At 74.2% G+C, this 14,104-nt stretch carries 11 protein-coding genes; 3 read left to right on the forward strand and 8 right to left on the reverse strand.

Annotated features, from left to right (window positions below; genetic code table 11):
- Positions 1–124 precede the first annotated feature (124 nt).
- On the reverse strand, positions 125–1,423 hold the full coding sequence (locus ACFVUH_RS07305) for an SUKH-4 family immunity protein (protein ID WP_387911699.1): 1,299 nt from the start codon (positions 1,421–1,423) through the stop codon (positions 125–127).
- A gap of 257 nt (positions 1,424–1,680) precedes the next feature.
- On the opposite strand from ACFVUH_RS07305, the gene ACFVUH_RS07310 reads away from it, so the two are divergent.
- Positions 1,681–2,196: a GNAT family N-acetyltransferase gene (locus ACFVUH_RS07310; RefSeq protein ID WP_387911701.1), complete on the forward strand. Its 516-nt coding sequence runs from the start codon at positions 1,681–1,683 to the stop codon at positions 2,194–2,196.
- A 48-nt stretch (positions 2,197–2,244) separates the two neighbouring features.
- Here ACFVUH_RS07310 and alaS read toward each other — a convergent pair whose 3' ends face one another.
- The 6 genes from alaS to ACFVUH_RS07340 form a co-directional block, all read right to left on the reverse strand.
- Positions 2,245–4,896 (reverse strand): alanine--tRNA ligase, encoded by a 2,652-nt coding sequence (gene alaS / locus ACFVUH_RS07315; RefSeq protein ID WP_387911703.1) that lies wholly within the window; start codon positions 4,894–4,896, stop codon positions 2,245–2,247.
- Positions 4,897–5,207: 311 nt separating this feature from the next.
- Positions 5,208–5,792 carry an HAD family hydrolase gene (locus ACFVUH_RS07320; protein WP_387911704.1) on the reverse strand — a complete coding sequence of 195 codons (585 nt, stop codon included), beginning with the start codon at positions 5,790–5,792 and terminating at the stop codon, positions 5,208–5,210.
- Complete coding sequence (locus ACFVUH_RS07325; protein WP_387911705.1) at positions 5,789–6,340, reverse strand: orotate phosphoribosyltransferase; 552 nt, start codon at positions 6,338–6,340, stop codon at positions 5,789–5,791. Before ACFVUH_RS07325 ends, ACFVUH_RS07320 begins: the two co-directional genes overlap by 4 nt.
- The gene (locus tag ACFVUH_RS07330) at positions 6,337–6,936 is read right to left on the reverse strand and encodes an LOG family protein (protein ID WP_387911707.1); all 600 of its coding nucleotides are present in this window, start codon (positions 6,934–6,936) and stop codon (positions 6,337–6,339) included. Before ACFVUH_RS07330 ends, ACFVUH_RS07325 begins: the two co-directional genes overlap by 4 nt.
- The gene (locus tag ACFVUH_RS07335) at positions 6,933–7,805 is read right to left on the reverse strand and encodes a hypothetical protein (RefSeq protein ID WP_387911709.1); all 873 of its coding nucleotides are present in this window, start codon (positions 7,803–7,805) and stop codon (positions 6,933–6,935) included. The genes ACFVUH_RS07330 and ACFVUH_RS07335 overlap by 4 nt, the downstream gene beginning before the upstream one ends.
- Before the next feature lie 36 nt (positions 7,806–7,841).
- Positions 7,842–8,675: an aspartyl/asparaginyl beta-hydroxylase domain-containing protein gene (locus ACFVUH_RS07340; protein WP_387911711.1), complete on the reverse strand. Its 834-nt coding sequence runs from the start codon at positions 8,673–8,675 to the stop codon at positions 7,842–7,844.
- A gap of 370 nt (positions 8,676–9,045) precedes the next feature.
- Between ACFVUH_RS07340 and ACFVUH_RS07345 the strand changes: the two genes are divergently transcribed.
- Both ACFVUH_RS07345 and ACFVUH_RS07350 read left to right on the forward strand, forming a co-directional pair.
- Entirely contained in the window at positions 9,046–10,455 is a 1,410-nt protein-coding gene (locus ACFVUH_RS07345; protein WP_387911712.1) for a hypothetical protein, read from the forward strand.
- Between the two features lie 23 nt (positions 10,456–10,478).
- Positions 10,479–11,021, forward strand: coding sequence for a GNAT family N-acetyltransferase (locus tag ACFVUH_RS07350; protein ID WP_387911714.1), 543 nt, complete (start codon positions 10,479–10,481; stop codon positions 11,019–11,021).
- A gap of 72 nt (positions 11,022–11,093) precedes the next feature.
- On the opposite strand, the gene ACFVUH_RS07355 is transcribed toward ACFVUH_RS07350, so the two are convergent.
- A complete protein-coding gene (locus ACFVUH_RS07355) occupies positions 11,094–14,033 on the reverse strand; it encodes a toxin glutamine deamidase domain-containing protein (RefSeq protein ID WP_387911716.1) in 2,940 nt (979 codons plus the stop codon).
- Between the last annotated feature and the right edge of the window lie 71 nt (positions 14,034–14,104).

Raw genomic sequence — 14,104 nt, forward strand, 5'->3', positions numbered from 1 at the left:
GAACAGTATTCGGACGGTGTTGTTCCGGCGTTCACCCGGACGGTGGACGGCGGGTGCGGCGGGGCCGCGCACCGGTCGGCCGGTTCATCGGTTCATCGGTTCATCGGTTCATCGGTTCATCGGTTCAGAGCAGACCGTCCCAGAGCTGCTCGACGACGACCGCCCACCAGTTCTCCGGGTCGGCGAAGACCTCCGGGTCCACCGCCGCGAGGCCGCGCTGCAGCTCGGCGACGGCTGCCCCGGCGGCCTCCGGATCGAGCCCGCGCAGGCCCGGCAGCCGGCCGGCGAACAGGTCGAGGGAGCGCACGAAGGCGGTGACCGAGGCGTTGCAGTGCCGGGCCGTGGCGTCGTCGGGATCGACGGCGCGGACGGCGCCGCAGGCGGTGTCCAGGGTGATCAGCGCCCAGCCGTCCGTGCCGAGCACCACCTGCGGGGCGAGCGCCCGGCGCTCCCGCTCGGCCACCCGGGTGCCGCGGCCCGCCGCCGCCAGGTGGTCGGCCACCGGCGGGAGCACGGTGGCGGGGCGGGCGCCCGGGACGGCGTCCGGGCGCGGGTCGTCCAGGGCGAAGCAGCCGTCGACGGCCACCGGCACGCCGACCCTCAGCAGCAGCCGGGCGTCCGCCGCCGGCAGATCGGCCCGGGCGACGTCCGCCGGTGCGAACCGCCGGACGCCGTCCGGCCCGAACCGCGCCGTCAGCCGCTGCGCGAGCACGTGCTCCGGCTCGGCGGGCGACGGCGGGACGGCACGCGGGAACGGCACCCGGTTGCGGACCGGCCCGGCGCCCTCCTCCACCGGCAGCGCGCGCACGGCCGCCGCCCGCTGGTCGAACCGCGGCCCGTACGGCAGGTCGAAGTCCAGGCGGACGCCGGGGAGTTCGGCCGCCAGCGCGTACGCCCAGTAGCCGCCCGGCAGGGCGCTCGGCCGCAGGTCGGTGCGGACGGCGAGCACCTCTTCGGGCCGGACGCCCTGCTCGCGCAGCCACCACCAGCCGCGCAGTGCCGGGTGCGGCAGGCCCGGCGCCGACCGCAGGGCCAGGACCCGCCGTTCGCCCGCCGGGTCACGGTAGGTCAGCTCGGCGCGGGTACCGCGTCCGGTGGCGGGCGGCCGGGTGGGGTCGTACCCGCCCGCGCCGACGAAGTCCCGGTACAGCCGGACCACCTCGGGCACCGGGACGGACGGCCAGACGGTGAACCGGCCGTCCACCCGGTCCACCACGGCGCAGGCCGCCCCGATCTCCTCGGGCGCCCGCCGCTCCCCGGTCAGCGGGTCGACGTGGACCGGCGGGGGCTCCGCCCAGACCACCCAGCCCAGCTCGAACTCGTGGAGGCGGACCCGCCGGGCGCGCGCCGTCGGCAGGTCGCCGTTGATCCACCGGTGCGCCGCCTCGGTCGCCGCCGCCCTCGTCACCGCCACCGCGGCCACCTCCGACTCCTTGTGCCCAGCCCCACCGCGCCCACCTCATTGTGCCGATCCCCGCCGCCTCTGCACCGTCCGGCCCGGACCGCACAGGCGCGGTCCGGGCCGGACCTCTCGGACTCCGGAGCGGGCTACCGTGAGTGCTGGGTGGGGTCGGCTCCTGCCCCGACATGCCGGGCGGCGGCGCCCGGCCGACACTGGTCGACGTGGCCTCCCCATCAGCCGGCATCCCCGAACCGCAGGGCCACTGCGCAGGTGTCGTGGTGCGACGCTTCACCACCGGCGATTCCATGGGTGGCCTGACCCGCCTGCTTCATCGTGCCTATACCGAGCACGCCGAGGCAGGTCGGGCCTTCTTCGCCTCGTACCAGTCCGCGCAGGACACGGCTGACCGAGTGATGAAGGGGGAATGCTGGCTCGCCTTCATCGGCGCTGAGCTGGTGGGCTCGGTGACCGTGGCTGCCCCGTACGGGACACCTGAGGGGTATCCGGCCCCGACAGGAGCGGGATCGTTCTGGCAACTGGCAGTGGATCCAAGGCATCGAAAGGTGGGACTGGGACAGCAGTTGCTGGCTTTGGCGGAGGATCGCATTGTTGCGCTCGGGGCCTCGGAAGCGGTCATCGACACCTCGGTCCAAGCCGTTGACCTGGTCGGCTGGTACTGCAGGAGAGGGTATGTGCCGGTCGGGACATGGCGGTGGGACGTGACCAACTACGAGAGCGTGGTCCTGCTGAAGGACCTGCTGGCGCGTTGCCGGGACGGCACGGGCCGACGGTGACGCCCTGAGGAAGGGAAGTACCGCCGGCCCGGGTCGGCCGGCCTGGCCCTACTGGCTGAGAACCCGGGTCGCGTCCTTGGCGGCGAGGGCGAGCGCTTGGTCGAGTGCTCCGGTGTGGCGCCCGCCGGCACTGGCGACGGGGCCCTTCCCGCCCGCCCCGCCGCCGACTGCGCGGGCGGCGGCGGTGAGGATCTGGCCCGCCTGGGTGCCCACATCGTGAAGGCTTCGGGTGACGGCGGCGGCGAGAAGGGCCTTGCCCTCACGTTCAGTACCGAGGACGACAACCGTGAGGTCGCTGTTGAGGAGATCGGCGGTGGTGGCGGCCAGTGCGCGGAGTTCGTCGGGGCCGACGCCGGTGACCTTCTCGGTGACGATCCGGCCGCCCGGGACGGTACGGGCGGTGGCGGCGAGTTGCTGGGCGCGGGTGCGGAGCTCGGCGTCGCGGAGGCGGGCGAGTTCCTGTTGGGCAGCGGTGAGGGCATCGAGGCGCTTGCGGAGGGTGTCGGGGGCGTTCTGGGGGCGGGTACCGAGGAGGGTGGAGAGTTCTTCGAGGAGGTGGCGTTCGGTGTCGTGGTAGGTGAGGGCGTCGCGGCCGGTGAGGGCTTCGATGCGGCGGAGGTTGGAGCCGATGGAGGCTTCGCCGAGGATGCGGACGGGGCCGGCGTTGGAGCCGTGGGGGACGTGGGTGCCGCCGCAGAGTTCGCGGGAGAAGTCGCCGATGTCGACGATGCGGACGTGGTCGCCGTACTTCTCGCCGAACAGGGCGGTGGCTCCGGCGGCCTCGGCTTCGGAGCGGGTGGCGTGCCAGATGCGGACTTCGGGGTCGTCGAGGAGGTGGTCGTTGACGAGGGCCTGGATGGCGGCGAGCTGGGCAGGGTCGACGGCGGAGAAGTGGGCGAAGTCGAAGCGCAGGCGGCCGGCGTCGACGAGTGAACCGTGCTGGCGGGCGTGGTCGCCGAGGGTGCGGCGGAGCATGGCGTGCAGGACGTGGGTGGCGGAGTGGGAGCGGGCGACGGCGGCGCGGCGCGGGCCGTCGACGAGGGCTTCGGTCTGCTCGCCGCTGCGGATCTCGCCTTCGCGGATGCGGACGGTGTGGACGTGGAAGCCTTCCAGGCCGAGCCTGGTGTCCAGGACCTCCAGGAGCGCGCCGGAGGACGTGCGGATGGTGCCGGTGTCACCGACCTGGCCTCCGGACTCGGCATAGAACGGGCTGCGGTCCAGGACCAGTTCGAGCGTGCTGCCCTGGTCGGCGCCGGGCACGACGGCGCCGTCGGAGAGGAGGCCGAGGACGGTGGCTTCGGTGTCGAGGCGGTCGTAGCCGGTGAAGTCGGTGCGGCCGTGGCGGGAGGACAGTTCGCGGTAGGCGTCCTGGCGGCGCAGGGCCTCGGCGGTCCTGGCCTTGCCGCCGGCCTTGGCACGCTTCTGCTGTTCGGAGAGCAGGGCGGTGAAGCGGTCCTCGTCGACGGTCAGCCCGGCGTCGAGGGCGGCCTCGATGGTCAGCTCGACGGGGAAGCCGTAGGTGTCGTGCAGTTCGAAGGCGGTGTCTCCGGTGAGGGTGGTGGAGCGGCTGTCGCGGCTGCGGGTGATGGCGGCGTTGAGCAGCCGGGTGCCCTGGGTGAGGGTGCGGGTGAAGGACTCCTCCTCGGCGGCGACGACCTGCTCGATGAGGCTTGCCTGGTGGTTGAGTTCGGGCCAGACGTCGCCGAGGTTGGCGATGACGCTGGCGGTGGCCGGAGCGAGGACGGGCTGGTCGATGCCGAGCAGACGGGCGTGGCGGATCGCCCGGCGCATCAGGCGGCGCAGGACGTAGCCGCGGCCGTCCTTGGCGGGCAGCACGCCGTCCGCGATCAGGTAGGCGATGGAGCGGGCGTGCTCGGAGACGACCTGGAAGGAGACCTTCTCGTCGCCGCTGCCCGGATAGTCGCGGCCGGCGAGTTCCTGGACGGTGGTGAGGGTGGGCAGGAGGAGGTCGGTGCTGCAGACGTTCTCGACGTCCTGGAGGATCGCGGCGAGACGGTCGAGGCCGAGGCCGGTGTCGATGCTCTGCTGGGCGAGGTCGCCGAGGATCCGAAAGGTGCCGTTGTCGTCGTCCTCGCCGCGCATGGACTGCATGAAGACGAGGTTCCAGATCTCGACGTACCGTTCGCCGTCGGCGGCCGGGCCGCCCGCACGCCCGAAGGCCGGGCCCCGGTCGTAGTTGACCTCGGAGCAGGGGCCGCAGGGGCCGGGGACGCCCATGTCCCAGAAGTTGTCCGCGCCGAGGCGCTGGATGCGTTCGGCGGGGACGCCGATCTTGCGCCAGAGCTGTTCGGCCTCGTCGTCGCCCTGGTGGACGGTGATCCAGAGGCGGTCCTTCTCCAGGTTGTAGCCCTGGGTGAGGAGTTCCCAGGCGTAGGCGATGGCGTCGGCCTTGAAGTAGTCGCCGAAGGAGAAGTTGCCCATCATCTCGAAGAACGTGGCGTGCCGGTTGGTGCGTCCGACGTTGTCGATGTCGGAGGTGCGGGCGCACTTCTGGATGGTGGTGGCGCGGGGGTACTCCGGGGTGACCTCGCCCAGGAAGTAGGGCTTGAACTGGTTCATGCCGGCGTTGGCCAGCAGCAGGGTCGGATCGGAGGGGATGAGCGGGCTGGACGGGACGTGGCGGTGGCCGCGCGAGGTGAAGAAGTCCAGGAAGGTGGAACGGATCTGCGTCGAGCGCATGGCGGTAGGGCCCTCACGGAAGAGTCGCGGAGAGGTGGGGGGTGATCACACGCCGAGCCGGGCCGAGAACGAGGACTGAGTGGTTCTCAGTTCTCCAGCTCGGCGCAGATAGCTCGCGCCCCCACGGTGTAGACCATGACTCCGGTATCCGTCGCTCTGAGGTGGCGTAGCCGACAACGGACGCGACGGTCCGCTGCGACTGCGCCACCAACAGTAGCGGCTCCGGGGTCAAGATCGCTTGGATTTGTTCTCCTGTCGGCCGATGCCGACCAGGAGGGGGAGGACGAAGGCGGCGTGGTCGGCGCGGGGCATCACGAGGTGGGCTCCGGCCCGGGTGAGGGCTTCGGGGCCGGCGAAGCCCAGCCGGCGCCGACGGCGGTAACGCCCGCGGCGTGGGCGGCGTGGATGTCGGTCTCGGTGTCGCCGACGAAGATGCCCGCTCTCGGGGTGACGTCGAGCCGGTCGAGGGCGAGCAGGACGCCGTCGGGGGCGGGCTTGGGCTGGGCGTCCTCGTAGCAGACGACGGTGTCCAGCTGGTCGAGGATGTCCTGCGGCAGCAGCCAGTTGACGCGTTCGCGGCTTCGTAGGGTGACGACACCGGTGCCGACTCCGGCCTCGCGGAGCGCTGCAAGGGTCTCGGCGACGTACGGGAACACCTCGGCGGTCAGGGTGGCCGTGGCACTCGCCGCGGCCCAGCCTTCCTCGTTGATCGATCCGTCCAGTCCGAGGTTGGACAGGACGTACTCGCGCGGGGTGGTCGCGGCGTCGGCCGGGAGATCGGCGACGGTTACCCGCTTGCCGAAGGCGGCGGTCGCATAGCCGGCCAGGGTGGCGAGTTGGGCGTCTCGGCTGTCGACGAGGACGCCGTCGAGGTCGAAGAGCACGGCTCGCTTCACGCGGCACCACCCGCCCGAGGCGTCGGCAGGTCGGCCTCGGTGAACAGCGAGTTCAGGGTCACGCGATGCTCGGCCAGCAGCGTCCGGCCGCCGAGCGGTCGCTCCAGGACACAGAGCGCGTGGGTGACAGGTCCGCCCACCATCCGCAGGATGCGTGCCATGTGGAGCAGTTGGCCGCCGGAGCGGACCACGTCGTCGACCAGGACGATGCGGCGGCCGTCGATGGGAGGGCCCTCGACCTGGTGGCACGAGCCGTAGCCCTTGGGCCTGCGGCGCACGAAAACAGCGGGCAGGCCGGTGGCGGCGGACAGCGCCACGACGAGGGGGACGCCGCCGAGTTCGATGCCGGCGAGCACCTGGGCACCGTCGGGGACGAGGCCGGCCATGGCGGTGGCAGTGTCGCGCAGGAGCGCGGGGTCGGAGGCGAGCCGGTACTCGTCGAAGTACGCGTCGAGCCGGCCGCCGTCGGCGAGCTTGAACGGGGCGTTGACGCACGCGGTTTCGGCGAGTCGGGCGGCGAGGCCGGCCGACGGGGTGCGGGTGGTCATGCTCCTCCGATCGAGGTGGTGTCGAGCGAGGCGAAGTGGGCGCGGAAGGCGTCGGCGGACTCGGCGGTGACGAGGAAGCCGAGCGGCCGGGTCGGGGTCTCGTACAGCCACCGTTCCTCGCGCAGGAAGGCGAGCAGGCGCAGGGCCGACGCGCCCGCGAGACAGACCGGCACGGGCCGGATGGTGGTCGCGTAGTAGAGGGCGGCGGTCAGCTCGTGGAGGGTGCCGACTCCGCCGCCCATGGCGACGACCAGGTCGGCGTTCTCCAGGTAGTGGTTGAGGCGGGCGCCGGGATCGGGCAGGTGGACGGACTGGGTGGTGTGGGGGTTGAACGCGCCCCACTCGTCGTGCTTGCCGGTCAGCGTGACGGCGGTGACCGTGGCTCCTTGGCCTCCGGCTCCGCGGGCTGCGGCCTCCATGAGCCCGTTGTAGCCGCCGTGCAGGAGCTGGTACCCGGTCTGGGCCAGGGCCCGGCCGATCTCCTCGGCCAACGTCTCCTCCTGGGCGGAGGCGGGGACTACGCCGCCGAAGAAGACGGCGGTCAGGCCCTTGCGGGCCCGGCTGGCGGCCGGGCCCGCAAGGTGGAGTGCGTTCACACCAGCTCCTGGTAGGTGCGGTAGGCGGCGACAGCGTCGTGCAGGCCGTCGAGCGCCTGCGGGCAGGCCCGCTCGGCCAGGGCGAGCACCCGCTCGATCGCCTCGGTGACGTCGGCCGCCTCCGGGATGGCCGGGCCGCTGATCGCGGCGTCCAGGTCGCCCAGGCAGACGCGGCCGATCGGGGTGACGGCGATCTCCTCGCGCAGCTGGTACCAGCCCCAGAACCGCGAGGCGGGGGCCAGGGCGGTCTTGATCAGGTCCTTCGTGGCCGTGTGCAGCCGGTGCCACTCGGAGTACGCCACGAACCGCTGGCCGCGCTTGATCCGCTTGTGCAGGAGAACGGCCAGCACCAGGTGCTCGATCAGCAACTCGGTGCAGGAGCGCGGCCGGGCGAGGAAGGCGGCGGCGAAGCTCTCGGCCGCCGCGACGTCCGGCGCGGCGACCGGTCCGGGCCTGCGGTCGAGGAGGACGGCGGTGCTGATCGTCTCCTGCAGCCGCGGGATCCGGGAGGCCGGTGCGACATAGAGGTCGATCTGGTGGAGCTTGCCCTCGTCCGGGACGAGGAAGACCATCCCGACGCCGCCGAGGTCGGCGACGATCGTGTCGCGCCAGCCGGGCAGCAGGGCGCCGGCCTCGACCGGCATCAGGGTGTCCAGGGCCTCGACGAACGACGGGAACCAGGCGTCGTGGACGCCGGCGACGAAGTCGACGTCGGACAGGCGGTCGGCGGTGCCGTGGGCCAGCGACCCGCGGACCATCAGGTGGGTCACCGCCGGGGATGTGGCCAGGATGTCGGCGAGCTTCGACAGCAGCGGCAGCTGCGCGGGCCGGTTGGCCTGGGTGATCGCCGCCAGTTGCAGGGTGGGCATGCGCTTCTTCCTTCCGGGCGTGGGTGCGGGCTGGGATCAGGCGGGGATGGCGAGGAGACGGCGCTTGGCGGTCTCCCAACGGGTCGCGGCCTCCATGTCGCCGAGGGAGGCGTGCAGTTCGGCGATCAGGTCGTAGACCGTGCCCTCAGGCAGGGCGTAGGTGTAGAAGAGCCGCAGCAGCATCCGCTCGGCCGCTTCCGTGTAGCCGAGGGCAGCCATGTTGCGGGCGCTCTCCAGCCGTGTGGCCAGGACCGTCTGGTCGGCGACGGGCAGCGGCTCCGCGACCACCGGGCTGAGCGCGGGGCGTCGGGCCAGGTGGCGGTAGGCATTGTCGGCGTACACGTCGGCGACCAGGTGGATCCGGTCCGGGCCGAGCAGGTTGCACACCCCGTGGGCGTAGGTCGGAGTGAGCCGCCAGATCCGCCCGCCCGCCATGTGCACCTTGGTGCCGCCGGTGACCAGGAAGGCGGACCTGTTGGTGTGCAGCGGGACGTGCAGCCGGTGCCGCTCGACCTGGTCGAGTTCGTCGTAGTCGCGGTGCTCCCAGAGGAAGGCGTTGCCCTCCAGCCGGGCGAGCCGAACCCACATGAAGTCCAGGCCGAGGTCGGCCAGGAACGCGGCGGTGGCCGGCATCCGGCCCAGCAGGTCGGTCGGACGGGCGGCGCAGTCGCCGATCGTCACGTCGGCGGCGTCACCGGAGGCGTTCATCAGCGAGGTGGTCCACCAGCCGCCGGACTGGTAGGCGCCGTACTCCGACCTCCAGGGGGCCTGAGCGGTCAGGGCTTCGTGGCGCATCCGCTCCAGGTGGGCGGAGTCCACGGCGTCCAGCTGGGCGATCTGCCCGGCCAGAGCGGTCAGGGTGCTGTCCATCGGTTCCCTCCCGGGCCGGCTCGCGGCATGGCGAGCCGGAATGCACGCGGTGCTGGATGGAGTCGATCAGGCGCCGATCCAAGCGCCCTTGATCTCACGCTTCGCTATCGGTAATGCACGGACAGCGAGGTGGCGTTCAGGATGGCGGCGCCAGGTGCGGCACCGATACGACGCGGCTGCCGTCACCGTTTCGCCGTCCCGAGAGCCGAGCCATGCCGGCGTGCGTCACGACTGCCGTCACGGTCGCCGTCATCTGTGCCGGGACGCCATCGAACGGGTTTCCTGTCGAGCGACGATGGCTATCGTCAGGGCAGACGAACGGGGACGGAGATGATCCGCGGTGGCTGAAACTCCCACACTCCTGAGGGTTTTGACGCTTCAGCGACACTGGCAGGTCTACGAGACCTTCCGTCTCCGGTTCGAGGCGACGGCGAACTCGGCCGCCGAGCAGGAGCGCGACCCCCGGCTCCGGGGCCTGTCGGTCTCCAAGCGGCAGTTCGAGCGCTGGTACGGCGGCGCGGTGAAGACCCGCCCCTACCCGGACCAGTGCCGGGTGCTGGAGGCCCTGTTCGGCGTCGGCGTGGACCAACTCCTCGCGCCCGCACCAGCCGGCCCCGTATCCGTGCCCGCCACCACCGCCTCGTTCGCCGTCCCGCCACCTCGGCCGGCCCCTGTCCTCCTCCCACCCGAGCAGGCAGCGGCGCTGCCTGTCGGTGGCCCGTTCAGCAGCGAGCCCCGCTTCGACGCGGGCACCACGGAATTGGAAAGGCAGGTCACGATGGCGGCTCGTCGTGCACTTCGATTCACCGCGATGGCGGAGGGCAGCAACATCGGCTCGGAGACCCTGGGCCAGATCAACGACGAGGTGCGGCGGCTGACTGTCGCCTACCCGAAGCTGGCACTGCCGACCCTGCTCGGCGACCTGATCGAGGTCCAGGACCTCACCTTCCAACTGCTGGAACACGGACGGGCCAAGCCGTCGCAGGCCCGCGAGTTGTACCTGCTCGCCGGCATCACCTCCGGAATGCTCGCCAAGGCCAGCCACGACCTGGGCAACCCGAGCGCCGCCATGACGCAGGCCCGCACCGCCTTCGTCTGCGCCGACAATGCCGACCACCACGCCATGCGCGCCTGGGTCCGCTCGCTCCAGTCGCTGATCTCCTACTGGGCCGGCCGCCCCGGCGAGGCCGCCGACTACGCCGCCCTCGGACGGGACGCCATCGGCGATGTCCGCGGCACCACCAGCGTCTGGCTGGCCTGCCTCTCCGCCCGCGCCCACTCCCTCCTCGGCGACGGCGAGGCCACCCGCACCGCCATCCAGCAGACCGAGGAGGCCCGCGCGACCGTCGAACCCGACGACCTCGACGCCTTCGGCGGCATCATGACCTTCCCGCTGCCCCGCCAGCTCTACTACGTCGCCGAGGCCACCGTGCAGCTCGGGGAGGACGCGGCCCTCGGCGAGAGCCAGTCCGAAGCCGCCGTCTCCGCCTACCGCAATGCCACCGAGGACGAGTGGGCCTTCGGCGACCAGGCCGGCGCCCAGACCGACCTCGCCCTCGCCCGCATCGCCCGCGGCGAGATCGAGGGCGCCGCCGAGGCCGTCCGCCCCGTGCTCGACCTCCCCGTCGAACATCGGAACTTCGGCATCGTCAGCAGCGCCCAACGCGTCCACGCCGCCCTGCACGGCGCCGGCCGTCGCAGCAGCGGCGGCGCGGCAGCCGGTCTGCGCCAGGAGATCGAGGCCTTCACCGCCACCCCCACCTCGGCCCTGGTCCGGTGACCTCGCGGATAGGCTCCGCGGCCATGACCCCACTCCGCCTGACCGGCCCCAACCTGGCACTGCGCGAAGTCGAACCCGGAGACACCGACGACCTCCTGGCGATCTACGGCGACCCCGAGGCCACCCGGCACCTCAGCTTCGAACCCCGCACCCGCGAGCAGGTCGAAGCGATCACCGCCCGCTCCATCGACTCCGCGCACGCCACCCCGCGCACCGAGTACTGCCTGGCCGTCACCCGGCGCGGCGAACATCGGCTGATCGGCTACGCGCGCCTGGCCACCGAGCCGCAGCAGGCCGCCACCATCGGCTTCGCCCTCCACCCGGCCGCATGGGGCAAGGGCCTCGGCACCGAGACCGTCCACCTGCTCTGCGCCCTCGGCTTCGACGTCCTCGGCCTGCATCGCATCTGGGCCGCCCGATCACCGCTCAACGAGGCATCCGCGCGAACGCTTCTCCGCGCAGGGATGACCGAGGACGGCCGGATCCGTGACCATGTCTTCGTCCACGGGGCGTGGCGCGACTCGATCACCTACTCGATCCTGGAACACGAGTGGGCATCTGATTGAGCGACAACCCGGCGGGGCCTCACGGACCTGATGGCGTCGCGCACATGGACCGGTCTACGGGTGCCACCGAGGTCACGGGGTGGGGGCGAGCAGGTCGAGGGGGCGGCCTTCGGGGCCGAGCGCGACGGCCCAGAGGCCGTGGTCGGCGGGGTGCAGCGGCGCCGGGTCCCGGCGGCCCGTCTGGTGGTCGAGGTAGGTCACGGTGTCCCGGTGGTTCACCGCGTTCCAGGCGTGCGGGCGGCCGAAGCCGTCCAGGGTGAGCAGCACCGCCTGGGCACCGTGGCCGGCCCGGCGCAGCGCGCCCGCCAGCCGGACGAAGGCCCGGTCGCCGTCGCCGAGGTCGCGGAACGGTGCGCCGAGTTCGCGCTCGGCGCGGTCGCGGCCGCCGCGCTCGCCCGCGTCGCCCTCGGTGGGGACGCGCGGGGCGGCGCAGGTCGGCCGGCCGGTGAAGGTGTCGACGGCGGAGAGGGCGATCTCCAGGCTGTTGTTGGCCCGTCCCGGTTCGCGGTACCCGCCGTCGTTGAGCACCTCGGTCCAGCCCCCGGCCGCCGGGTCGGGGTGGCGGACGGGCAGGCCGTCGGCGTCCCGGGGCGCCCGGCGTTCGATCTCGCGCTGGTGCTCCGGGTCGACCGGGGCGAGCCCGCCGGGCAGGCCGGTCGGGCGGCTGTCGGCGATGGTCCGCAGCCGGACGACGGGCGCGCCCGCGGCGCCTTCCCCGCGCAGCGCGCGCATGGCCAGGTGCAGGGCGGTGGCGTGCGCGGTGGCCACCTGCACCGCGCCCCAGGCGAGCCCGGGTCCGTCGTCGGCGGGCGGGCCGTCGGTGCGGCGGCGGTGCGGGTGGTGGCCGTCCGGGTGGTCGTCGGAGCGCCCGGGCGCGGAGCCCGGGCCGGGCACGGGGGCCGGGGCCTGGCCGGTGCCGGGTCCGACCGACGGCGGGACGGTCGGCGGCGGGGGAACGGGCAGCGGCACCGGGGCAGCCACCGGGGCGACGGCCGGGTGGGCGGGCCCGGCGGCGGCGCGCGGGACCGCCGCAGCGGGGGCGCCGGGTACGGGGGCCGGGGCGGGCTGCGCAGGGGCCGCCGGGGCGCCCGCGCCGATCCCGCTGCCGAACGGGGCCGGGCCGTGCGCGCCGGACGTCCCCGGGGCCGCGCCCACGGCCAGCGGTCCCGGGCCGAGCGCCCCGCCCCCGCCGGGAACCGGCGGTGCGGTGAACGGCGGCGGGGCGAACGGCGCGGCGTAGGGGCCGGGGTGCGCGGCGACGTGCGGCGCGGCCGTCCAGCCCCCCGCAGCCGGTGCGGGTGGCGGGGCCGGGGCCTGCGCCGGGACGTCGTACGCGGGGGCGGACCGGGGCGCGGGCGGCGCGAGCACCGAGTCGGTGCGTACGGTCACCGGGGCGGCGGCGGGGTGCCCGCTTCCGCCGCCGTGGGCCGGGCTCGGTGCGGGTGCGGGTGCGGCGGCGGGAGGCAGCAGGTAGTCGTCGTCGGCCGCGCGGGCGGGCCCGGACGGGCCGGCCGAACCTGACGGCCCCCCGCCCCCGTCGGCGTGGTGGACCGGCGTGAGGGCCGGAGCGGGCGCGGGGGCGGGACCGGGCGCCGGGCCGGCCGACGTCCGGTCGCCGCCCCCCTGGCCCCCACCACTCGGAGCCTCCGCGAAGCCCGCCGAGGGCCCCGGCCTCGGCCCGTGCCCGCCCGGGCCGTGGCCGGGGCCCGACCGCTCGGGCTCGGAGTCGCCCCCGGGCCCACCGGACACCGCCGAGGCCCCCGCCCCGAGCACCGCGTCCGCCCCGGCCGTCACGGCCGTCACTGCCGTCACTGCCGTCACTGCCGTCACCGGCCCGTGATCGCGGCCGTGCCCGTGGCCGTCACCGTCCGCCCCGTCCACACCCGTGCCAGGTCCGGGCCGCCCGTCCGTCCCCGCGACCCCGGCCAGCGGCACCCCGGTGATCTCCCGGCCGTCCTGCCCGGTCAGCACCGGCTGCCCGTCCCTGCCCAGCACCGGCCGCCCGTGCTCGTCCAGCTTCACGGCCAGGTTCTCCACCCCGACCACCGGACGGCCGTCCGCACCCGGGACGACCACCAGCCCGGCGGCATCGGCCACCGGGGTGCCGTCGGCCCGCACGATGACCGGTTCGCCGTGCTCGTCCAGGACCGGCCGCCCGGCCTCGTCGAGCTTCACCGCCAACCCGGGCACGCCCACCACCGGCTTGCCGTCCTGCCCGAGCACCACGGCCAACCCCGTCCCGCCGGGACCGCCGAGCACCCCCGGCTCGCCGAGGACGGCGGGCAGTCCGGCCGCCACCGGGTCGAAGGCCGCGCCCACGCCGCCCGGGTACCCGGCCGCCCGCACGCCCTCGGCACCGGGCGGCGCCAGGCGCAGCAGCGCGACCACGGCCGGTTCCCGCAGCGTGGTGCCCAGGCCGTCCTTCATCGCCCGGCCGAGTTCGTCCAGCAGGCCGCCGATCTTCAGTCCGGCGGCCTCGACGGCGGCGGCGGCCACCGCCCGCGCGGCCGTTTCGGCGGCGACCGCGGCGGCGGCCTCGGCGCTCTGCCGCACCGCGTCGAAGAGCCCGCCCGCCTCCGGTGCCGTCGCGGCCGGGGCCGCCTCGGCCGCCGTCCGGGCCTTGGCCTCCTGCTCGTCGGCCTTCTTCAGTTCGGCGGCCAGCTCGTTGAGGGCGGCCACGATGTCGGCCTTGCAGGAGTCGACGGCGCGGGCGGCCGTGTCGAAGGCGCCGGCGACCAGCCCGGCGGCGCCGTGCGCGTCGTCCAGGTGCCCCTTGCCGCCGCCCCGGAACGCCTGCCAGTACGCGGCGAAGGCCTCGACGGCGCGGCCGGAGTTGTCCCCGGTGACCCGCCGCGCCGCGTCGCCCCCGCGCTTGGCGAGCCGGTCCGCCTCGTGGCCGAACTCGCGCCAGAGCCCGGCCGCCCTGCGCAGCCCCTCCTCGTCGGCCAGCGGCCAGCGCCGCCCGGTCCGGGCCAGGACCGGGACGAGTTCCTCGGGCAGTTTCCGCGACACGCGCTTCCCCCTTCGACGGACGGGCCTGCGGAGCGGGGCGGCGCTCCGCCCCCTGGAGGGACGCGCGCCGG

This window comes from Kitasatospora sp. NPDC058032 (genome assembly GCF_042885845.1).
Lineage (GTDB): Bacteria > Actinomycetota > Actinomycetes > Streptomycetales > Streptomycetaceae > Kitasatospora.